We start from the raw sequence: 24,050 nt of genomic DNA, 5'->3' as shown, positions 1-24,050 counted from the left end.
GCGGCGGCCTTGGCGCGCGCGCGCTCCATGGCGGCGGCGATGATGGCGCGCTTGCGCTCCTTCTCCGCCAGTTCGTCGGGCGTAACGGGTACTTCCTGCGTCACTTCGCGCATCTTGGCGACGGCCTTGGCGGCCAGGCGCGCTTCGTTTTCCTCTGTTTCGCGGCGCAGGCGCTGGGTGCGGAAATCGTGGCGCGCGCGCGCGTCGTCCGCTTCGGCCTGGCTCCAGGCATCCCAGCCTGTGGCGTCGCCGCTGACCGGGTACATGACGATGCAGTCGACGGGGCAGGGCGCCACGCACAGGTCGCAGCCCGTGCACAGATCGGTGACCACCGTATGCATCTGCTTGGCGGCGCCGACGATGGCGTCGACGGGACAGGCCTGGATGCACAGGGTACAGCCGATACACAGCGATTCATCGATATAGGCGACAGATCGCGGACGTTCGAGGCCGTTGACGGGATTGAGCGGAATGATTTTTTTGCCCAGCAAGCCGGCCAGACGCGCGATGCCTTGCACGCCGCCCGGTGGGCACTGGTTGATGTCGGCGCTGCCGGCGGCTATCGCTTCCGCATATGGGCGGCAGCCGTTGTAGCCGCATTTGGTGCATTGCGTTTGCGGCAGCAAGTCTTCGATCTGGTCGGCAAGTGAGGGAGGGGCAGGGTGCGGCACGGTCATCTTCCACGGTAAAACGCCATTATCGGCCATCCGGCGCGCGCACAAGTAAAAACCTGTTTTGCAAGAGGGGATAGCACGCGCCATGGCGGGCCTGTTGCAGGCGCGCCGCAATCGGATTTTATTTCCTATGGGAATGTCAAAGTGCAAATAAACAACTTTGCAATTCCTTTTTTTTGTGGGAGCATGATTTTTATCAAGCTCGTTATTAAAAAAAACCGACCGCCAGTCCTGTTGCCACGCCTGTATTGCCAGGTGCGCCAGGCCATAGGAGCCAAACATGCGTTTCCTCCGGACAGTTGGTTTGCCCTTCTGTTTGTTCATGCACTCTACACTTGCCCTTGCATACGGGCAGGCTGCTGCTCCCATGGCGGCGCCGGGCGCTGCCAGCTCGCGCATCGTCCGCTTCGCGGCGGAAGACTGGCCGCCCTTCATTTCCCGCAGCCTGCCGGCCGATGGCATGTCGGGCGCCATGGTCAGCGCCGTCTTCGAGCGTCTCGGCTATGCGGTCAGATATGAATATTTCCCCTGGAAGCGCGCCATGCAGTTTGGTCTGGCCAGTTCCCGCTATGCCGGGCTGCTGGCCGTCTGGCGCACGCCCGAACGGGAAAAACTCTGCCACTTTTCTGTGCCGGTTGGTAACACGCAGGGTGTGCTGGCCTACCTGAAGGAGGATGGCGTGCCCGGCGCCAGCCTGATGGAACTGGGCAAGCTGCGCATCGGCACCGTGGCCGGCTACTCGAATGGGGAACAGTTCGATGGCATGGTGGCGCGCGGCGAGTTGAATACGGAAGAGGGCTTGAACGACGCGACGAATCTGAAGAAACTGCTGATCAAGCGTTACCGCGTTATCGTCATCGAGCGCCATGTCCTGCAGCACTTGCTGATGGGACGCAACTTCAGCAAGGCCGAGCGGGAACGCATCGCCATCATCGATACCGTCTTCAAGGAGCGCCCCGTCTACGTGTGCTTCCAGCGCGATGCGGAAGGGGCGGCGCGGCAAAAACGCTTCAACGAGGCCGCGCGCGACATCGATACGGCCCGGCTGGAACGCGATTACTGGAAGCGGCTCGATCAGAGTCTGGCGACGGCCCCCGCCACTCCCTGACACGGCGCGCCGCTGTTGTTAGTTGCCAAAACGAAATATCTAAACACGAAACCATTCGTTCTTGTTTGTTTGTCCATCCTTTAGTCTGCAGCCACTGTGTTGACGACTTTGAAAGGATGTTTTCGTATGCTGGAACTGATTCACAAGCAAGACCCCGCCCCCCGTTTGCGGCAACTGGCGCACGCCGTCTCGGTGGCCGTGCTGGTGCTGGGGGCGCCTGGCGTGGCGTATTCACAAGCTTCTCTCGACACCGTCATCGTCACGGGCGCGCGCGGCACGGGCCGCACGGTGGCCAACAGCGCCGCCCCGATCGACGTGATCAGCGCGCAGCAATTGCAGGCGACGGGCAAGTTGAACTTGCTCGATGCGCTCGATACGGCCTTGCCATCGTTTAACTTGCCGGCTCGCGTGCAGCCCGACCTGGGCAGCATCGTGCGCGCCGGGCAGCTGCGCAACCTCGACCCCTCGCATACCCTGGTGCTGGTCAACGGCAAGCGCCGGCATACGACGGCCATCGTCAATGAAGATGGCTTTCCCGGTTCCGTCGCCACCGACCTGGCCCTGATACCCACGGGCGCCATTGCCCGCGTGGAAATCCTGCGCGACGGCGCTTCGGCCATCTATGGCTCCGACGCCATTGCCGGCGTCATCAACATCATCCTGAAAGCGGATGACAAAGGCAGCTTCAGCACGCAACTTGGTTCCACCTACGCGGGTGACGGCACGAACGGTTCCGCGCGCATCGATGGCGGCACGCGCCTGGGCGAACACGGCTTTGCCCACTTCGGCGCCGAAGTCCAGCGCCAGGGCATCGCCGTGCGCAATTTCGGGCTGAATCCCGGATATCTGTCGTACCCGGCCGTGCGCAACAGCGATGGCCAGCTGGTCAAATTGGGACCGAACAACAGTTTGCCGGCCGGCGCTACGCCGAACCCGGCCGAAGCAAACCGCAACAGCAATCCATGGCGCAATACGGGCGTGCCGCAAAGCACGACCGCCTCGCTCAGCGCCAACCTCGGCTATGACCTGTCGAACGAGGTGCAACTGTACGGCTTCGGCACGTATGCGCACCGCAATGCCCGCTCGGCGCAGAATTTTCGCCTGCCCAATACCATTTTCAATAACAACAAAGGCTTGCTGGCCGTATATCCGGACGGTTTCACGCCGTATGAAACGACGAGCGAAAACGACTTTTCGCTGACAGGCGGCATCAAGGGCGAGACGGCCGGCTGGACTTGGGACCTGAGCACGACGTATGGCCGCGACGATATCGACGTGGGCGTGGAGCATTCGGCCAATTACTCGCTGACCTATCCGGGCGGCAAGACGGATTTTGACATCGGCGACCAGCGCTACAGCCGCTCGACCACCAATGCCGACGTGCGCCGTCCCGTGCCGCTGGGCTTGAGCGAGCCGGCCGACCTCAGCCTGGGTCTCGAGTACTCGCATGAAACGCAGCAGCGTAGCCCGGGCGAGCCCGCTTCCTGGCAGGGTAGCGGCTCGTCCGCACTGGCCGGCTACCTGCCCGTCGATGCATCCGACACGGCGCGCCACAGCTATGCGGCGTACATTGGCCTGGGCGCGAAACTGACGCCGCAGTTGCTGCTCGACACGGCACTGCGCGCCGAGAAATATTCCGATTTCGGCAGCAAGACGACGGGCCGTTTATCGGCTCGCTATGACGTCACGCCCACGGTCGCCGTGCGCGGCACCGTCAGCAATGGTTTTCATGCACCGAGCCTGGTGACGCAATCGTATTCGAACACGTCCGACCATGCGGGCGTGCCGTATACCCTGGCGCAGCCTAACTCGGCCGCTGCGCGGGCACTGGGCGCGCAAGCCTTAAAACCGGAAAAATCGACGAATCTGTCGGCCGGGCTGACCTTCAATCCTACGCCCACCTTGCGTCTGGCCGTTGACGCGTATCAAATCAAGGTCAGCGACCGCCTGGGTGTGTCGTCGAACATCGGCATCGACCGCAGTTCGGGCGTGGCGCTCGACGGCAGCGGCCGGCCGCTGACGGGGGTGCAAGCAACCGTCATTGAAAACCTGCTGCGCTCGGCGGGGCTGACGGTAGGCAATGGTCTCGTCGCGCATTACTTTGCCAACGTGGGCGACACACGCACGCGTGGCATCGATTTCACCGCCGAAGATGTCTTGGGCGTAGCCGATGGCAAGCTGCGCTGGACGGCGGCCGCCAATTTCAACCACACGAGCCTGGTGGGCAAGGCGGCCTTGCCGGCCGTGCTGCAAGGCTTGCCGAACATCGGCACCCTGAGCAAGTCGGCCGAGTACGACTTGCTGTACCGGGCCCCGCGCGACAAGGAAATCCTTACCCTGGCGTATGAAAAAGCCGGCTGGACGTTCAACCTGCGCGAGACGCGCTACGGCAAGCTCAAGCGCCTGAACGCCATCACGGGCGGCGACTACCAGCTGAAAGCCGCCTTCGTGACGGATGTCAGCGTCGGCTACGACGTCAGCAAGCGCATCAACGTGACGGTGGGCGCCAACAATGTCTTCGACCAGAAACCAAGCCAGGTGCCGCGCGCAGCGCGCAGCGCCGCGAATCTGGCGCAGTACACAGGCGCCTACGATAACTCGGGACCGCTTGGCGTTCTCGGCGCTTATTACTACGCCCGCGCCACGGTGCATTTTTGATCTGCCTTCTCTTCATACTTATCATCAAGAACAGGAAATACCATGTCTGACAACAATCAACACGCGGCCATCGATCTGGAATGGGCCAATCTCCTCTCGCCGCAGCGCCGCACGGTCTTGCGCGGCGGCGGCCTGGTGGCGGCATTGGCCGCTTCCGGCCTGGCGGGGACGGCCCTGGCGCAGGATGGCGCAGTCAAGCGCGCGAAACCAGCACTTGGCAAGAGCCCGTGGGGCGAGCATACGGACACGGCGCCCACGCCGCGCCCCGTCAGCGTGCGGCCCGGCGAGGAAACCTTGCCGTCGACACCGCGCGCCTACACGGATATCGAGAGCTATCACGCGCATATCTATTTTGACGAAGACAGTTACCAGAAGGCGGCGCTGATACGTCGCTGGGCGGCCGAACGCTTCCAGATCGAGCTGGGCGACTGGAACCTGGAGCCGCGCGGCCCGCACGTGACGCCGTCGTTCTATTTCGGCTTTACCAATGATTTATTGCCCGTGATCGTGCCGTGGCTGCAGCTTAATAGCCTGGGGCTGACGATACTGATCCACCCGAACACGGAGGATCCTCGCGCCGACCACCTGTATTACGCGCTGTGGGTGAACCGCTCGCAGCCCGTGAATGGCTATGCGATGAAGAAGCCGGGACCGGGCGAGCCGCGGGTCGAGCAGATTTTTGTCAACACGCGTCCGACGGTGAAAATCGAAACGTCGCGCGCATGAGCTGGGCATAAAAAAACGCCACGCCAGTGTGAGCTGGCGTGGCGTTTTGACGGAAATGCCGTGTATTAGCCGTGTTTCTGGATGAATTCGCCGATTTTCGGGCAAATAATCTCGCGCCAGCGGCGGCCCGAGAAAATGCCATAGTGGCCGCATTTCGGCGCCACGAAGTCTTGTTGCATCTCGGCAGGAATGCCGGAACACAAGTCATGCGCCGCCTGCGTCTGGCCGGCGCCGGAAATGTCGTCCAGCTCGCCTTCGACCGTGAACAGCGCCACGTTCGTGATGTCTTGCGGACGCACCAGCTGGCCGCCCACTTTCCACGTGCCCATCGGCAGGCTGAATTCCTGGAAAACCGTTTTGATGGTTTCCAGGTAGTACTCGGCCGGCATGTCCAGCACGGCGTTGTACTCGTTGTAGAACTGGCGATGGCCTTCCGCCGGCTCGTCGTCGCCCGTCACCAGGTGCATATAGAACTCGCGGTGGCTTTGCGCGTGGCGGCCCGGATTCATGGCGATGAAGCCGGCGTGCTGCAGGAAGCCCGGATACACCTTGCGGCCAAAGCCCGGATAGTTCGGTGGTACCGCGTAGATCACGGTGTTTTCAAACCACGAGAATTTCTTTTCCGTCGCCAGGTTGTTCACTTGCGTGGGCGAACGGCGCGGGTCGATCGGGCCGCCCATCATCGTCATGGTTTTCGGCATGTGCGGATCTTTGGCCGTCGCCATCAGCGAGATGGCTGCCAGTACGGGCACGGTCGGTTGACAGACGGAAATGACGTGCAAATCAGGCGCCAGCAGGCGGATGAATTCCTGCACATAATAAATGTAGTCGTCCAGGTGGAACGGGCCTTCCGTCAGCGGTACCATGCGCGCGTCCGTCCAGTCGGTGATGTAGACATCGTGCTCGGCCAGCAAGCCGCGCACGGTATCGCGCAGCAGGGTCGAGTGGTGACCGGACAGGGGGGCAACCAGCAGAACTTTGGGCTGTTGCAAGCCAGTGGCTTCTTTTTTGAAGTGAATCAGGCGGCAAAACGGTTTGGTGACGACAACGTGTTCGCGGATGTCGACGCTCTCGCCTTGGACGAGAACGGATTTGATGTCGAATTGTGGTTTTTCGTAGTCTTTGCCAAGGCGGTACATCAGCTCGTAGCCGGCTGCGATGCGTTGCGAAAACGGGGTGTGGGCCAGTGGAGAAACCGGGTTGGTAAATAACTTGGAGGACATGTCTGCCCATTGCATCACCGGAGTGAGGAAAGAGCGTTGCAGTTCGTGCAGTTGGTAAAGCATATAGAGTCCTTGTTTAATTCCAAGCGCCAATATCGGCTCAAATATCATAATCCAATTTTACGATATTTGTTGAGGACAAAATGTGCTTTACCACGCATAGATCCACAGTTTGCGCTTTGGTGTGACAGCGCGCCACACTTGCGTGGATAGACCTGCAACGATGCTTTAAAAGCAAAAAAAGCAGCGTTTCCGCTGCTTTTTGTCTGTTTTTTTACCGCTACGCCCCTGCGGAAAAGAATCTTCCCGCCGGAACGGCCGCGGCATTGCCGTGCGTTTAGCGCACCAGCATGTCGAGCTTGTCCTTGACGTCCTTGAATTGCTCGGCTTCCGGCAAGGCAGCCTTCGTCTTGGTGATCGACGGCCAGTTACGCGCCAGATCGACGTTGATCTTGATGAAGGCTTGCTGGTCGCCCGGCACGTCTTCTTCCGCGAAAATCGCGTTCACCGGGCATTCTGCCACGCAGACGGCGCAGTCAATACATTCGTCCGGATCGATTGCCAGGAAGTTCGGGCCTTCCCGGAAACAATCTACCGGGCAGACATCGACGCAGTCGGTATAGCGACAGGCGATGCAGGATTCGGTGACAACGTGGGTCATAACAGTCCTATCAATTTTTGGGGGAGGTGCTGTCGCGCCTGCAGGAACTTCGGCGGCGCATACTAAAGCAAAGCATTGTATTTTAAGGCAATTCGCTATTTCTCACAAATCCCGCTTATATACAATACGTATAAGCAAATTCATTTTTTGGCAGTGCCGTTGCCGCGCAGAGCGGGCAATTCAGCGACTATCCGGGACGTTGCCATGAAGAACGCGGCAAGAAAGCGACAGTCGCCCGCCGGTGCTGGGTGCAGGGCGGGCGACGCAGGGGCTTGCCGTGTGGTGTTTTTGTTTTACTCAAATCAAGATCAGTAAAAATAAGTGCCAAACATGTGCCAAACAAGTGCCGGAACAATCAGGCGCTGGCGCGTATTTGCGTCAGTAACTGTTGCCAACGTGCATTTTCAGCACTGCCATCCTCGGCAAAGGTGATGGTGCGGCGCGCGGCAGGGGCGTCGACGGTGATCTGCCATTGAGGGATATCGGCGCCCACCTGTTCGCCCGTGGCTTGCGGGTGCGTGAAAAAGCCGCTGCTGGCCAGTGCCGCTTCCAGCCCGGGGCCGGCCGGGTGGGCCTGCGTATCGATCTCGTACTGTTCGCTCAGGCCGGCAAAGCCGCCGCTGCTGCGGGCTGAAATTTTCATGCTGCTCCTTCTTGAGGATGGTGGTGGGGACGTGATGCGGCATGTCATCGCCTGTGGCAGACTGCTGGCTGGTGGGCGCGTACGGCGTTATCGGGGGGCGTAACTGCGGCACCAGGCCGCCAGCGCTTCGCGTTCCGCTTCCAGCAATTGATCGGACTCGCTGTATTCCGCATGGTTCATGGTACCGCAGCAGGCCCGCCTATCTTGCACGGCACCCTCGTCATCGACGATGCCTGCGGCAAAGTTCATCTGTCCATCCCCCGTCATGGCGTTCTTGAGCACTTCGCGCACGGTAAAGCTGTTGCGGATGAAATCCAGGTAGGTAGTGTAGCCATCGGCCTGCGCCAGGGTCAGCATGTGGCCAGCCACGTCGGCATACGTGGCTGCGTGATCGGGGGACGCGACCAGGGCGCGCAAGACCAGGCTGCGCAGGTAGTCGCCGCAACGGTGCAGCACGGCCGCGTCGTCTTCCAGCTGGGGCTGGCGTTCGTGGGCAAAGATGTCGGCCAGGATGTCGTAGATGGCGCCCGTAAACACTTGCGAGATGGCGTGCACTTCCGTGCCTGCTTCCGACAATTTGATGTCATTGTCGGCATTGCGCAAGCCGTTAGGCCGGCCCAGCGCCAGGCCGAACTGCTCCGCCAGGTCGGCCAGGAAGGTTTTATCGTGGAGGTCGGATTTGGTTTGCGCGATCACGGCTTCGACCTGGTCCAGTTGCGACAGGGCCAGGAAGATGGCCGTCAGGTCGCCGAACGATTCGTGCAAGCCGCCCGTCTGCGGTGGATTATTGTTGAGCAGCCAATTCGGCTTGAGGCCATCGAGGATGGCGTGTCCTGTTTCATGCGAAACGATGTCGAGCGAACGGCAGGTGTAGACGCGCTCGGTGGCTCCGCTGGGAATGAAGTCGCCGAACTTGAGGGCGTTGTCGCTGCGGCTGTAATAGGCATTCATGACGTTGGGCAAGCCGTGCGGGAACACGCGCAGCGGTTCCGTATTGTTGGCGTTGTTCCATTGCCAGGGCAGGGGCGGCGCCGTGTCGTTGCTGGCCATCGCGCGCTGGTACATGGTGAGCGTCATGCGCACGATGGCAAACGTGTGCACGGCGTCGAACTGGTCTGTGTTGGGCGAGACGATGAAGTCGCCAAAGGCGTTCGGGCTGACCCGGGCGATGCCCGGCTCGCCGAACGTGATGCGCGCGTCGCGCGGGCCTTGCAGGGTCAGGCCGGGCAGGAAGGTCTTGCGCGTGCCCAGTTCGCTCACGGACGGGTCTTGCTTCCAGATCAGCACGCGCGAACCGACAGGCACGGCGGCCAGGTCGCGGGCCGTTGCCTCGGTCAGGCGCGGCCGACCCGGCTGCAGGGTCAGTTGCGCATTCTTGCGGTGCTGGCGGTAGGGCGCCGAGGGGGTGGGGACATAGCCGACGGGCAAGGACACGCATTTGGTCAGCACGGCTTCGACCGGCACGATGACTTTCTGGTCCATGGTAGCTCTCCAAAACACTCGCAACTGGAATGGAGATAGTCGGCCTGCTTCGCTGGTTTCGGTTTGATGTGGCGCAAGCGCCGCACAGGAAAGCGCGGTTTTTTCCATGTGCCGGCATTCCCCATGGCTGCGGCTGCCACGTGGCGGCTGGTATGATGCTGGCCGTATGGCACCCGTTTTTATAATAAAAGGATCGTTTGATGGCGGATATAAATATAGTTCAGCAACATAAGCTGACAGCAGAAAAGGCGCGCGCAGCGGCGCAGCAAGTGGCCGACAAGCTGGCCCAGGAATATGACCTGGCGTGCGCCTGGGATGGCGACGTGCTGCGTTTCGAGCGCAGTGGCGTCGATGGGTCGCTGACCCTGGAAAAAGAGCAGGCGCAACTGCAAATCAAGCTGGGCTTCATGCTCAGCGCCTTCGCTTCCACGATTGAAGGCAAGATTGCCGAAAAGATGCGCAAGGTGTTTGCCGAGTCAGTTTGATGGCATTTCCCCCCGCTTGTCTGGCGCCATGTTTGGTGCTAGGGAACGTGTCGCAATGATGGGCGAAAAGACGATGAAAACACGTCGCTTTTCGCCTTTTTCACGTCTGACTGTACGCTGGCGAACATTGCTAGCACATTTCTATTTGGAAAGCCATTGGACTTTGGTGGCTTTTTACGTTATACTTGAGTCATATTTACAACAGCTACACCGCGTTTCACCTTCTGCTTCGCAGTACTCCCCACTCGCTGAGTGGTGAATAATTCTTCGGGTTTTACACCCGCATCCAGTTAAAAAGTAGCTTGGTCGATTTTTTCGGTCAAATACATTTGGTGCCATGTATTTGCATGGCGCTAGCGTTGTTAAAAGTCCTGAACCACAGCCTCTTTTAGCACGCACACGGCACCCCGGCACCGGCCTTGGCCATCCGCTGGTCACACGCGTGTCACCCCCTGTTTTCTGTCGCTCCCGTGCGCTTTTTGCGCCGTGGCGTAGCCGACGCAACAGGGTTTGTTGATTCCCGCCGCAAGCTGGCAGCTTGCTGGGTTTCATTCCATTCGTCAAATCGAGGGAGAACCACATCGTGGCAAAACAAATCATTATCGACCATGTGTTCAAAGTGTTCGGCGACAAGCCAGAAGAAGCACTTGAACTCGTTCATCAGGGCGCCAGCAAGCAGGACATCCTGGCCAAGACCGACTGCACCATCGGTGTTTTCGACGCCACCTTTACCATTGAAGCGGGCGAGATCTTCGTCATCATGGGCCTGTCCGGTTCGGGCAAGTCGACCCTGGTGCGCATGCTGAACCGTTTGATCGAGCCGACCGCCGGCCGCATCCTGATCGACGGCAACGACATCAATACCTTGCCGGACGCCCAGCTGCGCGCCCTGCGCCGCAAGGACATCAGCATGGTGTTCCAGTCGTTCGCGCTGCTGCCGCAAATTACCGTGCTCGACAACACTGCCTTCGGTATGGAACTGGCGGGCATGCCCAAGGCCGAGCGCCATGCGCTGGCCCAGCAAGCGCTGGAGCAGGTAGGCCTGGACGGCTACGGCGCCAGCTATCCCGACGAATTGTCGGGCGGCATGCAGCAGCGCGTGGGCCTGGCCCGTGCGCTGGCTTGCGATCCATCGATTTTGCTGATGGATGAAGCGTTTTCCGCGCTCGATCCAATTATCCGTACGGAAATGCAATCGGAACTGCTGCGCTTGCAGCAAATCAAGCGCCGCACCATCGTCTTCATTTCGCATGATCTCGACGAAGCCATGCGCATCGGCGACCGCGTCGCCATCATGAAAGACGGCCACGTGGTGCAAGTGGGCACGCCGGAAGAAATTCTGCGCAAACCAGCCAACGATTACGTGCGCAACTTCGTACGCGGCGTCGATGCGGCGGCCGTGTTCAAGGCCAGCGATATTGCCCGCAAGAGCCAGATCGTCGTGTCGGAATCGCCGAGCCGCGGTTCGCGCGCCGCGCTGTCGATGCTGGAAGAGCAGGATCGCGCGTTTGCCTACGTCGTCAATCCGCAGCGCAAGTTCCTTGGCGTCGTGTCGGCCGATTCGCTGCGCAGCGCGCTCGACGGCCATGTTGGTCCGCTGGGCCTGGCGCATGCCTACCTGCCCGACGTGCAGACCATCAACGCAGATGAGCCAGTCGCCGGCCTGTTCGGCCAGGTGGCGCAACTGCCTTATGCCGTCCCTGTGGTGGCCGATGACGGCAGCTTCCGCGGCGCCATCAGCAAGACAACCTTGCTGAAGTTCCTTGACCGCGACACGCCAGCCATAGCCGAACAACAACAGAAAGGACAAGCATGAACCCCAGCACCGTTTCCACAGTAGAAGCTGTTGTTGAACAGCCAGCCGCGCAAATTAATCCCTGGGCGCTGACGCCGCCAGGCGACACGTCCTGGCTGGACGCGGCCGGACCGGCCGTACAGCCGGAACACGCGGCCTCCGGTTTTCATCTGACGCAGATTTTCGACGGCTCGCTGCCGCTGGAAAGCTGGATCAACCAGGGCCTGGGCTGGGTTGTCGCCCATTTCCGCCCTTTCTTCCAGGCAGTGCGCGCGCCGATCGACAGCGTGCTGTCCGGCGTGGAAGGCGTGCTGCTGGCGGCCCCGTCGCTGACGGTGATCGCCATCATCGGCTTGCTGGCGTGGCAATTTACCAGCCGCACGCTGGCCGTCGGCACCGTGCTGGCGCTGCTGGTGGTGTCGATGCTGGGCATCTGGCCCGAAGCGATGACGACCTTGTCGCTGGTATTGACGTCGCTGGCGTTCTGTCTGGCCATCGGCTTGCCGCTGGGTATTTTCCTTGCCAGCAGCGACCGCGCGCAGAATATCCTGCGCCCCTTGCTCGACGCCATGCAAACGACGCCCGCCTTCGTCTATCTGGTGCCAGTGGTGATGCTGTTTGGTATCGGTAATGCCCCAGGCGTGATCGTGACGATTATCTTTGCCCTGCCGCCGCTCGTGCGCTTGACCAACCTCGGTATCCGCCAGGTGCGTCCCGACCTGATCGAAGCGGCCCGCGCCTATGGCGCCTCGCCGTGGCAGTTGCTGACCCGCGTGCAATTTCCGCTGGCCATGCCATCGATCATGGCCGGTATCAACCAGTCGCTGATGCTGTCGCTGTCGATGGTCGTGATCGCCTCGATGATCGCCGTTGGTGGCCTGGGCCAGATGGTATTGCGCGGTATCGGCCGCCTGGACATGGGTCTGGCAACGGTTGGCGGCCTGGGCATCGTGCTGCTGGCCATCACCCTGGACCGCTTGACGCAAGCGATGGGCCAGCCACGCCGTGGCGTGCGCCACTGGTACCAGACGGGTCCTGCCGGTTTCGTGCTGCGCCTGGTGCGCGGCAATGCAGAGAAAAATAAGGTTGAACAGCAAGCTACGCTGGCCAACGCACAATAAAGGAAGCACATGCATCAAATTGACAATTTTAAAGTGACGCAAAAATCGCAACGCAAGTTCCAGCTGTTTTCCGCCCTGGCGATTGCCGCCATGGCCCTGACCACCAGCCTGGCCATGGCGCAGGCCCCGGCCGTGGCCGCCGATGTGCTGCCCGGCAAGGGCGTCAAGGTGCAGCCGCTGCAAAGCTCGATCGCGGAAGAAACCTTCCAGACCATGCTGGTCGACAAGGCCCTGGAAAAGCTCGGTTATGAAGTGCAGCCGATCAAGGAAGTGGAATACCCGACGGCGCATATCGCCATCGCCAACGGCGACGCCACCTTCATGGCCGTGCACTGGGACCCGATGCACAAGGATTTCTATAACAATGCGGGCGGCGACGCCAAGCTGTTGCGCACGGGCCAGTATGCCGGTCCTGCCGCGCAAGGTTATCTGATCGATAAGGCGACGGCGGAAAAGTACAACATCACGAATATCGACCAGTTGCGCGACCCGACCCTGGCCAAGCTGTTCGACCATGACGGCGATGGCAAGGCCGACTTGACGGGCTGCAACCCGGGCTGGGGCTGCGAAGCGCTGATCGAGAATCACATGGATGCGTACAAATTGCGCGAGACGGTGACGCACGTGCAGGGCAGCTATGCGGCCCTGATCGCCGATACCCTGGGCCGCTACAAGCGTGGCGAACCGATCCTGTACTACACGTGGACGCCATACTGGGTCAGTGGCGTGCTGGTGCCGGGCAAGGACGTGATCTGGCTGAAAGTGCCATTCTCGGCCAATCCGGACAAGGTGAATACCCGCCTCGACGATGGCAGCGATTACGGTTTTGCCGTCAACACGGCACGCATCGTGTCGAACAAGGCCTGGGCCGAGAAAAACCCGGCCGCAGCCAAGCTGTTCGAAGTGATGCAACTGCCCGTGGCGGACATCAATGCGCAGAACGAGCGCATGCGCCGCGGCGAAAACACGCAGGCCGATATCGCCCGCCATACGGCCGGCTGGATCAAATTCCACCAGCAAAAGTTTGACGGCTGGATCGCGCAGGCGCTGGCGGCAGCCAAGAAGTAAGTTTTAACGCCGTTTCAACATGAAAGAGTGGCTACCGATTTGGTAGCCACTTTTGCGTTAACAGCCTGTTTTTGTGGTTTTTGGTGAGTTTTTAGCCGTTTTCGGCCAGTTTCAGGTGCAAAATGGGGAAAGGCTTGCCGAACGGGTCAAGCGGTGAGCGGTTTTCCACGGTAAAGCCCAGGTGGCGGTAAAAGCCATGCGCCTGCGTGTTGTGTTCGTTGACATCGACTGCCGTGGCTTGCAGCTTGACGATGGCGTACTGGACCAGATTGCGGCCGGCACCGCTGCCGCGCCGGTCCGGATGCACGAACAGCATTTCGATCCCGGCGTGCTCGACGCACAGGAAGGCGTAAGCGACGCCATCATCGGCGCGCAGCACATGCATCAGGCGTTCGGCCGTCACTCTGGCCAGCTCTTCGCGGACGAAGGGCATCAGGAAGGCGATATCGCTATCGGTGAGGAAATCGTGGGTGGCGCGTACGGACAGGTGCCAGACGTCGAACAAACGGGGCAGGTCGGCGGCATGCGCCAGCGAAACCTGGGAAATCAGTGATGGTGTCATGCAGAAATTATACTGCCCCGACAGGCGCCGGGGCAGGGAGGGACGATCAGTCCTTCAAGTCTTCGATCAGGTCGATGTATTGTTGCTGCGCATCTTCCTTCGAGGTGCCTGCCAGGGCCGCCCAGGCGTCGAACTTGGCGCGGTTGACGAAGTCGGTCATGCCAGGACGCTCGCCCGTGGCGTCGCCGCTCGACGCTTGCTTGAACAAGGCGTAGATTTTCAACAAGGTCATATTGTCCGGACGCTCGGACAGGGTCTTGGAATCGAGCTGCGCTTGTTCGAATTGCTCTTGTAAACTCATGATGGCTCCTGTGTGCTGATGGAATCGCTGGAAAAGTGCGGCTGGCCCGGCGGAGTGGCCACCGTGCGTGCTGCAGTGCCTGACATCATAGTGAAAAAAGCGTGCCGTGCATTAGAGGACACACTCAAAACAAAAACGCCGCCGCTGCGTGAACAGGGGCGGCGCCGGTACAGTCGCTTCAGCGCTGCGCAGTCGGTGCTTATACGCCCAGCAGTTCGACGTCGAAAATCAGGGTGGCGTTCGGTGGAATCACGCCGCCGGCGCCGCGTGCGCCATAGCCCAGTGCTGCAGGGATGATCAGCTGGCGCTTGCCGCCCACTTTCATGCCTTGCACGCCTTCGTCCCAGCCTTGAATGACGCGGCCTGCGCCCAGCGGGAATTCGAATGGATCGTTGCGGTCCTTGCTCGAGTCAAATTTCGAACCGGCGCTGCCGTCGTCGTTCTGCAGCCAGCCCGTGTAATGCACGACAACATTGTTGCCGGCTTGCGCTTCAGCGCCTTCGCCAACGACGGTATCGATGTATTGCAGGCCGGAAGCGGTAGTGGTGGTGGTCATGATAATCCTTGTGTAGGCGATGAAAGCTTCAGATTGTAGAGCAATGAGTTGCAAAGCGCCATTCCAGGCCCGGCACAGGGAAAAAACGGAAATTATGGCGATGTGTGGCTGCCGGCAGCATTTAAGGGGGGATTTCGCACAATAAATACAGTGTTCCACGTAAAATGCATGTTTTGTATTTAACAGTGATTTCTTCCATGTTCCGCAGTCTACGCCGCCTTGTTTTTTCCTCGCTGTGCCTGGTTTCCGCAATATCGACGGCGCAAGCCGAAGTGGTGGTGGTGCTCAATTCCCGTGATGCCACGGTGCAACTGCTGGACCAGAAAACCTATGCTCCCCTGTCGACCTTTGCCGTCGGCAAGGAACCGCACCATCTGATGGAAACGCCGGACGGCAAGTCGCTGATCGTCGCCAGTTCCGTCGGCAACGAGCTGATTTTCCTCGATCCTGTGTCGGGCCAGATCCAGCGCCGTATCAGCAACATCCTCGACCCGTATCAGATCGGCTTTTCGCCGGACCAGAAGTGGTTCATCTCGAATTCGCTGCGCCTGGACCGCATCGACCTGTACCGCTACGACGGCAAGAACCTGACCCTGGCCAAGCGCATCCCGCTGCCGAAGTTGCCTAGCCACATGGCGTTCACGGCCGACAGCACCATGGCCTTCATCACGCAGCAGGGCAGCAACCAGATCAGCGCCATCGATCTGGCCACGCAAACCGTCAAATGGACCATGCCTGTCGGCCCGGCGCCGGCCGGCATCACGATGACGCCCGATGGCAAGCATTTGCTGGTCGGCATCATGGGCAGCGATTACGTGGAAGTGATCGACTGGCGCACGCAAAAGACCGTCAAGCGCATCAAGGCGGGCGCCGGCACGCACAATTTCCGCGCGCTCGGTGACAACCGCATGACCTTCGTCTCGAACCGCGTGTCGAACACCATCAACATCATCGACCAGCAAACCCTGGAAAATGTGGGCACCATCAATGTGCCGGGCGGCCCCGATTGCATGGAAATCACCCCGGACGGCAAGACCATGTGGGTGACCCTGCGCTGGATCAAGAAAGTAGCCGTGATCGATCTGACCACTCGCAAGGTCATCAAGACCATACCGGTGGGCCGCTCGCCCCATGGCGTGTATTTCGCCACCCACTCGCCGCGCATGTGATGGCGGGTGTGATGATGAAACGCCTCACTTTCGCGGGCTGCGTGCCCGCCATGCTGCTGTGCGCCAGCGCCATGCTGCCACCCGCGCATGCCGCCGCACCGGCGCCGGCAGCCCAAGCCGCACAGGCTCCGGCCGCATCTTCGGCCCCGGCCGCCTGCAAGGGCACCATCTACATGACGTTCGACACGGGCAGCCAGTCGCAAGCGCAGCTGATCGCCGACGTGCTGAATCAGCGCCATGTGAAGGCAACCTTCTTCCTGGCCAATGAAAAGACCACGCGCGGCGACTATTCGCTCGATGCCTCGTGGGCGCCGTACTGGAAAGCCAGGGTCGCCGAAGGCCATGCATTTGGCACGCATACGTTTGACCACGTGTACTGGAAGAAGGATCTGGCCAACGGCTTGATCCAGGTCAAGCCTCAGTTCGGCAAGGATGGCGGCAAGCTGGCTTCCCTCACCGACAAGCAGTTCTGCGAGGAATTACGCCGCGTCGATACGCGCTTCCAGGAACTGACCGGGCATAAGCTTGACCCGTTCTGGCGCGCGCCGGGCGGCTACACGTCGCCGCGCACCCTGGCGGCCGGCAGCGCCTGCGGCTACCAGCATGCGGGCTGGGCGCCAGCGGGGTATTCGGGCGATGAACTGCCCAGCGATAAATATCCGAACGCCATGCTGCTGAAAAAAGCCCTGGCGAACTTGCGCAGCGGCGATATTTTCATTGCGCACATGGGCATCTGGTCGCGCAAGGATGCGTGGGCACCGGCCAACCTCGATGCCTTGATTTCCGGCCTGCAAGACAAGGGTTTCTGCTTTGCCACCCTGCGCGAGCATCCTGCCTACGCGCAAAAGAAGGGCCAGCCATGATCGCCGCCGATATCCTCGGCTACGTCACGCCCGTGATCGACACGTTGGTCGACGCTTTTGGCGCGGCGCAAGGCTGGCTGTTCCAGACCATCGTCAATCCGCTCGTGTATCACCTGGGCTTTGGCGAATTCACGGAAGAAGCGTTCGAGGGGACGGAATGGCTGCTGATCGGCCTGTGTGAACTGGTGCTGCTGTTTCTCGTGCTGCGTCCGCTCGAAGCCCTGATTCCCGCGCAAAAGATCACCGACCCGCGCGCCCGCTGGAACGATTTTTTGTACACCGTGCTGCACCGCATCGGCCTGTTTTCCGTCGTGGTCTTCTTTACGCTCGATCCGCTGATGGATGCCTTGGCGGGCGCCTTGCGTTTCGACAATATTCATCCCTTGAACCTGGAATCGCTGTTGCCCGGCATCAGTCCCTTGCTCAGTTTTATCATTTATTTTGTGATACTGGACTTCGTCGACTATTGCTACCATCGGGCCTCGCACCATTTCGGCTGGTGGTGGGGCTTGCACAGCCTGCATCACAGCCAGCAAAACATGAACTTGTGGAGCGATGACCGCAACCACTTGCTCGACGATTTTTTACGCGACGTGGTGATGGCCCTGGTGGCGCTCGGTATCGGCGTGCCGCCGGGCCAGTATGTGCTGCTGGTGTCGATTTCGCGCATTCTGCAAAGCTTGCAGCATGCGAATGTGAGGATACACTTCGGCCGCATCGGCGAGCGGCTCTTGATCTCGCCCCGTTTCCACCGCACGCACCACGCGATCGGCGTGGGGCACGAGTCGAAGGGCAAGGGCAGCATGGGTGGTTGCAACTTCGGCGTGGTCTTGCCGATTTGGGATATGCTGCTGGGCACCGCGAATTTCTCGGCCGGCTATGCGCGCACGGGCGTGCGCGACCAGCTGGCCCGCATCGACAGCAATGGCGTGGGCCGGCCGGGACGCCACTATGGGCGCGGCTTCTGGCAGCAGCAATGGCTGGGCCTGCGCCGCATGGTGGAATTTGCAAGAGTTAAACGAAAAGGACGCCGTTGATGCGCAATGTGTTGAATTCGTATGGCCGTGCTTTCCTGTCGCAATTGCATGGCAGGATATTGCTGCTGAGCGTGGCGCCCTTCATCCTCTCGCTGATTCTGTGGGGCGTACTGCTGAAGTTTGGCCTGCAGCCGCTGATCGACAGCCTGCATGCGCAGTTCACGCAGTACGACTTCTTCCGCACCAGCGGCCAGGTGCTGTCCACCTTTGGCTTGGATAAGCTGAAAACCGTGATCGTGCCGCTGATCGCCATGTTCATGCTGCTGCCGCTGATGATCCTGACGGCGCTGATCTTCATGGGCCTGTTCGCCATGCCGGCCATCGGCCGCCATATTGGCGGACGGCACTTTCCCGAGCTGGAAAAAAAGCATGGCGGCAGCCTGCTGGGCAGCGTCGCCACCTCGCTGGCCACCTTTTTGCTGTTTATCCTGGTCTGGGTGCTGATGCTGCCCCTGTACGCGTTTCCGCCGGCCGCACTGGCGGGGCAGGCCGTGTTGTGGGGCTGGCTGACGTACCGCGTGATGGCGTACGACGCCATGGCCGACTACGCCAGCGCGGAAGAGCGCCACGCCATCATGCGCGAGCAGCGCTGGCCCCTGCTGGCCATCGGCATGGTGTCCGGCGCGGCCGGCGCCGTGCCGGGCATGCTGTGGATGGGCGGCGTGATGGCGGTGGTGTTCTTCCCCTTCCTGGCGGCGTTCGCCATCTGGCTGTATGTGCTGATCTTTATCTTTACGGGTTTGTGGTTCCAGTATTACTGCCTGGAAGCACTGTCGCGTTTGCGGGGCGTACGCGGCATGACCGACGTGGCGCCGGCCGACGCCTGACCATTATTATCGAATTCTACGAGGGAGCTTCATGGCTATCGGATTGATCATCATCGGCGACGAAATCCTGTCGGGCAAGCGCACGGACCAGCATTTCCCGAAAGTAGTACAAATGCTCAAGCAACGCGGATTGCAGCTGAGCTGGGCGGAATACGTGGGCGACGAGCCAGCCCGCCTGGTTGCCTTGCTCAAGCGCAGCTTTGCCAGCGGCGACATCGTCTTCAGCTTTGGCGGCATTGGCGCCACGCCGGACGACCATACGCGCCAGGCGGCGGCCGATGCGCTGGGCTTGCCATTGGCGCTGCATCCGCAGGGCAAGAAGAATATCCAGCAGCGCATCACGGAAATGGGAGCAGAGGCGGGCGTGCCGGCCGATTTGAACTCGCCGGAAAACCTGCACCGTCTGAAAATGGCGGAATTTGTCGACGGCGCCGAGCTGATTCCGAATCCGTACAACAAGATTGCCGGCTTTGCCGTGCGCGAGCATTACTTCGTGCCGGGCTTTCCCGTCATGTCCTGGCCCATGATCGAATGGGTGCTCGACACGCATTACGCCCACCTGTTCAACCAGGTGCCGCACGCGGAACATGCCTTGCTCGTGTATGAAACGGCCGAATCCCTGCTGACGCCGCTGATGGTGCGCCTGGAAGCGGAGTTTCCGCTGATTAAGGTATTCAGCCTGCCCAGCGTGGGCGATGCGCAGACGCGCCGGCATATCGAACTGGGCGTCAAGGGCGAGCCCTCGCAAGCGACGGCCGCCTTCGCGCAGATGTGCGCCGCGCTCGATACCTTGCAGGCCGAATACACCACCATCTGACATGCAGCCAGCCCGGCGCCGGCGGCTTTTTCGCTGGCGTCCAGCCCGCTTTGCATCTATGTACGCAAGCGTACATTCCAAGACGTTGTTTTTTTGCGAAAATCTTCAATGAAGCAAGATTTTTGTGTGCGCTCGTCAGTCGTTTTCATGCCGATGTGGTGGAATGGTGAACAGGGGCCTTGCGTGTCGAACTCGGGGTCGCCTGCCTGTGCAGTAACGTGTTTTTTTGATTCACCGGTATGGACATCATGTTAAGCAAGCTTTGTTGTGACCGGCCTTGGCTGGCCCTCGTCTTATCCCGCGCGGAGCGGTATCGCTACCGCATTTCCCGCGCCGTCCAAACCCAACTTTATCCCAGCATCCCATGAAAGACACAGGCGTCAATCTGGCCGCGCAAGAGCGGCCCCCTTCTGATCCACTCTCCGACACGGGCGCCGAGGCGCCACCGCCGGCGAGCCCGCCGAAGAAGCGCCGCCGTTCGCGCATCTGGCCCATCTTTGCCATCATCGTGCTGGCGCTGATCGCCGGCGTGGCGTGGTTCGTCATGCGCGAAGTGCGTACCTCGGCCCTGCAGGCGGAGTTTTTCACGCGCCTGGACCGGCAACTGGCGTTCAAGGTCGAGCCCGGCCCGGCACCGGCGGGCGCCATCCGCTATCCGCAGCACGGCCCCTATGACGAGCGGCTCGGCTATGCCAGCTTGCCTGACTTCATCACCAAGCTCAACGCGCGTGACTATGCCGTGACGGCGCAGGCGCGCATGTCGCCGAAGATGGTGCAACTGGTCGACCGGGGCATTTTTGCCACGTATCACGAGAAAAACCGCGCGGGACTGACGATTCTCGATTGCCGCGCCGCACCGCTGTTCGCGGCCAGCTATCCCGAGCGCATGTTCGACGGCTTCGCCGAAGCGCCGCCCGCGCTCGTGCAAAGCCTGCTGTTCATCGAAAACCGCGAATTGCTGGACCCGGGCACGCCCGAGCGCAATCCCGCCGTGGAATGGGACCGCCTGAGCAAGGCCGTCCTCGACAAGGCGCTGAACCTGTTCGGCGGCCACCGCGGCGGCGGCGGCAGCACCCTGGCCACGCAGATTGAAAAATACCGCCATTCGGAAGACGGGCGCACCAGTTCCATGCAGGATAAGCTGATGCAGATGATTTCGGCCAGCCTGCGCTCCTACCAGGATGGCGAAAACACGATGGAAGCGCGGCGCAAGATCGTCGTCAATTACCTCAACACCGTGCCGCTGTCGGCCAAGAGCGGTTTTGGCGAAGTCAACGGCATTGGCGACGGCATGTGGGTCTGGTATGGCCGTCCGTTTGCTGAAGTGAAAACTTTGCTCAAGGGTAATATGGACCAGCCGGGCAGTGCGCTGGCCTACAAGCAGGCGCTGAGCTTGTTGATCGCGCAGCGCCGTCCCTCGCATTACCTGGTGGCCGGCGGCGCCGACCTGGAAGAATTGACCAACAGCCATCTGCGCCTGCTGGCGCAAGCGGGGGTGATCTCGCCGCAGCTGCGCAATGCGGCCATCGCCGAAAAGCTGCGTCCGTCGACGGCTTCGGGCGTGCAATCGGAAGCGTCGACCTCGTTCGTCACGCGCAAGGCCTCGAATGCCGTGCGCAACCACCTGGCCAGCATGCTCGGCGACCCGCGTTTGTACAACCTTGACCGCCTCGACCTGAAAGTGGTCAGCACGCTCGATGCGCAGGCGCAAAACGCCGTCACCAAGGTCTTGCGCGAATTGCGCGACCCGGAAGTGGCGAAAGCGGCCGGCCTGACGGGCAAAGGCATGCTGGGCAATGGCGACCCGGCCAACGTGGTCTACAGCTTTACCTTGCTGCAAAAGGGCGACCAGGCCAACTTGCTGCGCGTGCAGACCGATAACTACGACCAGCCGCTCGACATCAACGAAGGCGCCAAGCTGGACTTGGGTTCCACGGCCAAGCTGCGCACCCTGGTGACGTATATGGACATCATCGACCAGCTGCACCAGCGCTACAGCGGCATGGGTGCTAGCGAGCTGGGCAAGATCGCCGTCGATCCGAAGGACATGCTGTCGCAGTGGGCGATTGCCTATCTGAAACCGTTGGCGCTGGGCGAGGCGCGCAATCTGCCGGCCATGCTGGCGGCCGCCATGGAGCGCAAATACTCGGGCAACCCGGGCGAAGGCTTCTTCACGGGCGGCGGCTTGCACCATTTCGGCAACTTCTCCAAGCTCGACGACAGCCGCATCATGACGGTGCAGCAGGCGCTGCGCCAGTCGACCAACCTGGTGTTCGTGCGCCTGATGCGCGACGTGGCCCGCTACTACATGTTCTCGCGTCCCGATTCCTCGGCCTCGTTGCTGGCGGACGCCGACGATCCGCGCCGCGCCCAGTACCTGAGCCGTTTTGCCGACAAGGAAGGGCGCGAGTTCCTGCACCGCTTCTATCAGAAATACCGCGGCAAGAGCGTTGACGAGCAGGAAAAGATCCTGCTGGCCAGCATCCGCCCGACCCCCGTGCGCCTGGCCAATATCTTTCGCACCGTCAATCCGAAGGGGACCGTCGCGGAATTTGGCGATTTCCTCAACGCCAACTTGACGTCGCAAAACGAAGTGCCGCCCGAGCGCGTCGCCAGGATGTACCAGCAGTACGCGATGGAAAACTGGTCCTTGGCCGACCGCGGCTATCTGGCCAATGTGCATCCGCTGGAACTGTGGATGGTGGCGTACCTGCGCCAGCATGAAGGTTCCACCCTGTCGCAGATGGTGGCGGCCAGCGAGAAGGAGCGCCAGGAAGTCTATAAATGGCTGTTCAATACGCACCGCAAGCATGCGCAGGACCGCCGCATCGCCAACTTGCTAGAAGTGGAAGGTTTCCTGGAAATCCACCGCCAGTGGAAGAAGATGGGCTATCCCTTCGATTCGCTGGTGCCATCGTATGCCACCACCTTGGGCGCCTCGGCCGACCGTCCTGCCGCGCTGGCCGAGTTGATGGGCATCATCATCAACGATGGCGTGCGCAAGCCGAGCGTGCGCATCGATTCCATGCATTTCGCCGCCAACACGCCGTATGACACCATGGTCAAGCGGGGCACGAAGGTGGAAGCGGAGCAGGTGCTGTCGCCGGACGTGGCACGCGCCGTCGCCAAGGCCATCCGCGAAGTGGTGTCGGACGGCACGGCGAAACGGGCGAAGACGGCATTTGTCGGCGCCGACGGCGTGCCGATCCCGATGGGCGGCAAGACGGGCACGGGCGACCAGCGTTTCGACGTGTATGGCGCCGGCGGCCGCCTGATCGAGTCGCGCTATGTGAACCGTTCGGCGACATTTGTGTTCAATATCGGCGAGCGCTTCTATGGCAGCATGACGGCGTATGTGCGCGGACCGGAATCGAAAAACTACGATTTCACGAGCGCCTTGCCCGTGCAATTGCTGGTGTCGCTGGCGCCAAGCTTGATGCCGCTGATCGAGGCGCCCGCGCCGGCCGAAGGCATGGCGAAACATTGCACGAATTAGCAGCTGGCAGACAGTTGTGGCAAAACGCCGGCGTTCACGCCGGCGTTTTTTTAGCCGCCAAATTCGGCGGTTTTATCTTCCAGGCGCGCGTGATACGCGGCGATGGCCGGGTAGTCGGGGCGTTGCATCGGCGCCATCAGCCAGCGCTTGACGGACAGGCCCAGCACGATATCGGCCAAAGTAAATTGCTCGCCGCAGACGAAGGCACCCGTGCGCTGCAACTGCTGTTCCAGCACGCCCATCATCTTGTTCCATCCGGCAATCCCCGCCGCCAGCTGCGCCGCATCCTGGTGCGCGGGGCTGTGGCGCACCAGCGACATGAAGGCGTAGCGCCAGCTGTTGTTGAGGTCACCCATTTGCCAGTCCATCCATTTTTCCACTTCCGCGCGGGCGCGGGGCGTGCTTGGCAGCAAGTCGTCGCGGCCCGCCTGGGCGCACAGGTAGCGGCATATCGTGTTCGACTCCCACAGCACCAGGTCGCCATCGAGCAGCACGGGCACCATGGCGTTCGGGTTCAAGGCCAGGAAGGCCGGGTCGTCGGTACTGCGAAAGCCGCTGCCCCAGTCTTCGCGTTCATACGGCAGATCGAGTTCCTCGCACGTCCACAGGACTTTGCGGACATTGATCGAGGCGGCTTTTCCAAGAATTTTCAGCATGCGGGGCTCCGAAGGACAGGTGGTTGATCTTGCACTGTAGCGGATTTGGCCACGCCGCGCCTGCGAAAGTGCCTTGCATAGTTGAGGTTTTCTTGGCATCGTAGCCACCCATGAAACCTATG

Annotated in this window: 22 protein-coding genes; 13 read left to right on the top strand and 9 right to left on the bottom strand. The window is 60.9% G+C overall.

Translation table 11 applies throughout. The features are described 5' to 3' along the window. A partial coding sequence (rsxB, locus tag HWE17_RS12050) for an electron transport complex subunit RsxB (RefSeq protein WP_176388893.1) occupies positions 1-677 on the bottom strand: 677 nt, incomplete at its 3' end. Between the two features lie 364 nt (positions 678-1,041). Here rsxB and HWE17_RS12045 point away from each other — a divergent pair. The 3 genes from HWE17_RS12045 to HWE17_RS12035 all read left to right on the top strand — a co-directional run bounded on the left by HWE17_RS12045 (position 1,042) and on the right by HWE17_RS12035 (position 5,166). After that, complete coding sequence (locus HWE17_RS12045; protein WP_176388892.1) at positions 1,042-1,782, top strand: ABC transporter substrate-binding protein; 741 nt, start codon at positions 1,042-1,044, stop codon at positions 1,780-1,782. A 126-nt stretch (positions 1,783-1,908) separates the two neighbouring features. After that, on the top strand, positions 1,909-4,440 hold the full coding sequence (locus HWE17_RS12040) for a TonB-dependent siderophore receptor (protein WP_176388891.1): 2,532 nt from the start codon (positions 1,909-1,911) through the stop codon (positions 4,438-4,440). 42 nt (positions 4,441-4,482) lie between these two features. After that, positions 4,483-5,166: a DOPA 4,5-dioxygenase family protein gene (locus tag HWE17_RS12035; protein ID WP_035825100.1), complete on the top strand. Its 684-nt coding sequence runs from the start codon at positions 4,483-4,485 to the stop codon at positions 5,164-5,166. 65 nt (positions 5,167-5,231) lie between these two features. Here the strand turns inward: HWE17_RS12035 and HWE17_RS12030 are convergent, their stop codons facing one another. From HWE17_RS12030 to HWE17_RS12015, 4 genes are all read right to left on the bottom strand, one after another. Then, positions 5,232-6,452: a polyhydroxyalkanoate depolymerase gene (locus HWE17_RS12030; protein ID WP_035825103.1), complete on the bottom strand. Its 1,221-nt coding sequence runs from the start codon at positions 6,450-6,452 to the stop codon at positions 5,232-5,234. Between the two features lie 274 nt (positions 6,453-6,726). Then, positions 6,727-7,050 carry a ferredoxin FdxA gene (gene fdxA, locus HWE17_RS12025; RefSeq protein WP_034782458.1) on the bottom strand — a complete coding sequence of 108 codons (324 nt, stop codon included), beginning with the start codon at positions 7,048-7,050 and terminating at the stop codon, positions 6,727-6,729. A gap of 355 nt (positions 7,051-7,405) precedes the next feature. Then, positions 7,406-7,693, bottom strand: a complete 288-nt coding sequence (locus HWE17_RS12020; protein ID WP_099400755.1) for a protealysin inhibitor emfourin — start codon at positions 7,691-7,693, stop codon at positions 7,406-7,408. Positions 7,694-7,780: 87 nt separating this feature from the next. Then, a complete protein-coding gene (locus HWE17_RS12015) occupies positions 7,781-9,175 on the bottom strand; it encodes a hypothetical protein (RefSeq protein ID WP_035825108.1) in 1,395 nt (464 codons plus the stop codon). A 200-nt stretch (positions 9,176-9,375) separates the two neighbouring features. Here HWE17_RS12015 and HWE17_RS12010 point away from each other — a divergent pair, with 200 nt between their 5' ends. The 4 genes from HWE17_RS12010 to proX all read left to right on the top strand — a co-directional run bounded on the left by HWE17_RS12010 (position 9,376) and on the right by proX (position 13,644). After that, a complete protein-coding gene (locus tag HWE17_RS12010) occupies positions 9,376-9,660 on the top strand; it encodes a polyhydroxyalkanoic acid system family protein (protein ID WP_176388890.1) in 285 nt (94 codons plus the stop codon). Positions 9,661-10,243: 583 nt separating this feature from the next. Next, entirely contained in the window at positions 10,244-11,476 is a 1,233-nt protein-coding gene (gene proV / locus HWE17_RS12005) for a glycine betaine/L-proline ABC transporter ATP-binding protein ProV (protein WP_035828675.1), read from the top strand. Then, entirely contained in the window at positions 11,473-12,576 is a 1,104-nt protein-coding gene (proW, locus tag HWE17_RS12000) for a glycine betaine/L-proline ABC transporter permease ProW (RefSeq protein ID WP_176388889.1), read from the top strand. The genes proV and proW overlap by 4 nt, the downstream gene beginning before the upstream one ends. Before the next feature lie 9 nt (positions 12,577-12,585). Beyond that, positions 12,586-13,644 carry a glycine betaine/L-proline ABC transporter substrate-binding protein ProX gene (proX, locus tag HWE17_RS11995; protein ID WP_176388888.1) on the top strand — a complete coding sequence of 353 codons (1,059 nt, stop codon included), beginning with the start codon at positions 12,586-12,588 and terminating at the stop codon, positions 13,642-13,644. Positions 13,645-13,735: 91 nt separating this feature from the next. Here proX and HWE17_RS11990 read toward each other — a convergent pair whose 3' ends face one another. The 3 genes from HWE17_RS11990 to HWE17_RS11980 all read right to left on the bottom strand — a co-directional run bounded on the left by HWE17_RS11990 (position 13,736) and on the right by HWE17_RS11980 (position 15,063). After that, on the bottom strand, positions 13,736-14,206 hold the full coding sequence (locus HWE17_RS11990; protein WP_176388887.1) for a GNAT family N-acetyltransferase: 471 nt from the start codon (positions 14,204-14,206) through the stop codon (positions 13,736-13,738). Between the two features lie 46 nt (positions 14,207-14,252). Further along, positions 14,253-14,507: an acyl-CoA-binding protein gene (locus HWE17_RS11985; protein WP_034760268.1), complete on the bottom strand. Its 255-nt coding sequence runs from the start codon at positions 14,505-14,507 to the stop codon at positions 14,253-14,255. A 199-nt stretch (positions 14,508-14,706) separates the two neighbouring features. Further along, entirely contained in the window at positions 14,707-15,063 is a 357-nt protein-coding gene (locus HWE17_RS11980; RefSeq protein WP_034760263.1) for an FKBP-type peptidyl-prolyl cis-trans isomerase, read from the bottom strand. A 197-nt stretch (positions 15,064-15,260) separates the two neighbouring features. Here HWE17_RS11980 and HWE17_RS11975 point away from each other — a divergent pair, with 197 nt between their 5' ends. From HWE17_RS11975 to HWE17_RS11950, 6 genes are all read left to right on the top strand, one after another. Then, positions 15,261-16,232, top strand: coding sequence for a beta-propeller fold lactonase family protein (locus HWE17_RS11975; protein ID WP_176388886.1), 972 nt, complete (start codon positions 15,261-15,263; stop codon positions 16,230-16,232). A 71-nt stretch (positions 16,233-16,303) separates the two neighbouring features. Next, complete coding sequence (locus HWE17_RS11970; protein ID WP_255206217.1) at positions 16,304-17,095, top strand: polysaccharide deacetylase family protein; 792 nt, start codon at positions 16,304-16,306, stop codon at positions 17,093-17,095. A gap of 32 nt (positions 17,096-17,127) precedes the next feature. Beyond that, on the top strand, positions 17,128-18,132 hold the full coding sequence (locus HWE17_RS11965; protein WP_176388901.1) for a sterol desaturase family protein: 1,005 nt from the start codon (positions 17,128-17,130) through the stop codon (positions 18,130-18,132). Next, positions 18,132-18,959: an EI24 domain-containing protein gene (locus HWE17_RS11960; protein WP_176388885.1), complete on the top strand. Its 828-nt coding sequence runs from the start codon at positions 18,132-18,134 to the stop codon at positions 18,957-18,959. Before HWE17_RS11965 ends, HWE17_RS11960 begins: the two co-directional genes overlap by 1 nt. 31 nt (positions 18,960-18,990) lie before the next feature. After that, positions 18,991-19,776: a molybdopterin-binding protein gene (locus HWE17_RS11955; RefSeq protein ID WP_176388884.1), complete on the top strand. Its 786-nt coding sequence runs from the start codon at positions 18,991-18,993 to the stop codon at positions 19,774-19,776. 364 nt (positions 19,777-20,140) lie between these two features. Next, a complete protein-coding gene (locus HWE17_RS11950) occupies positions 20,141-23,272 on the top strand; it encodes a transglycosylase domain-containing protein (RefSeq protein ID WP_176388883.1) in 3,132 nt (1,043 codons plus the stop codon). A 50-nt stretch (positions 23,273-23,322) separates the two neighbouring features. On the opposite strand, the gene HWE17_RS11945 is transcribed toward HWE17_RS11950, so the two are convergent. Next, entirely contained in the window at positions 23,323-23,928 is a 606-nt protein-coding gene (locus tag HWE17_RS11945) for a glutathione S-transferase family protein (RefSeq protein ID WP_176388882.1), read from the bottom strand. Positions 23,929-24,050: the final 122 nt, after the last annotated feature.

The sequence above is a fragment of the Janthinobacterium sp. BJB401 genome (genome assembly GCF_013372745.1).
GTDB lineage: Bacteria > Pseudomonadota > Gammaproteobacteria > Burkholderiales > Burkholderiaceae_D > Janthinobacterium > Janthinobacterium rivuli.
This window is presented reverse-complemented; position numbering and strand designations above follow the sequence as displayed.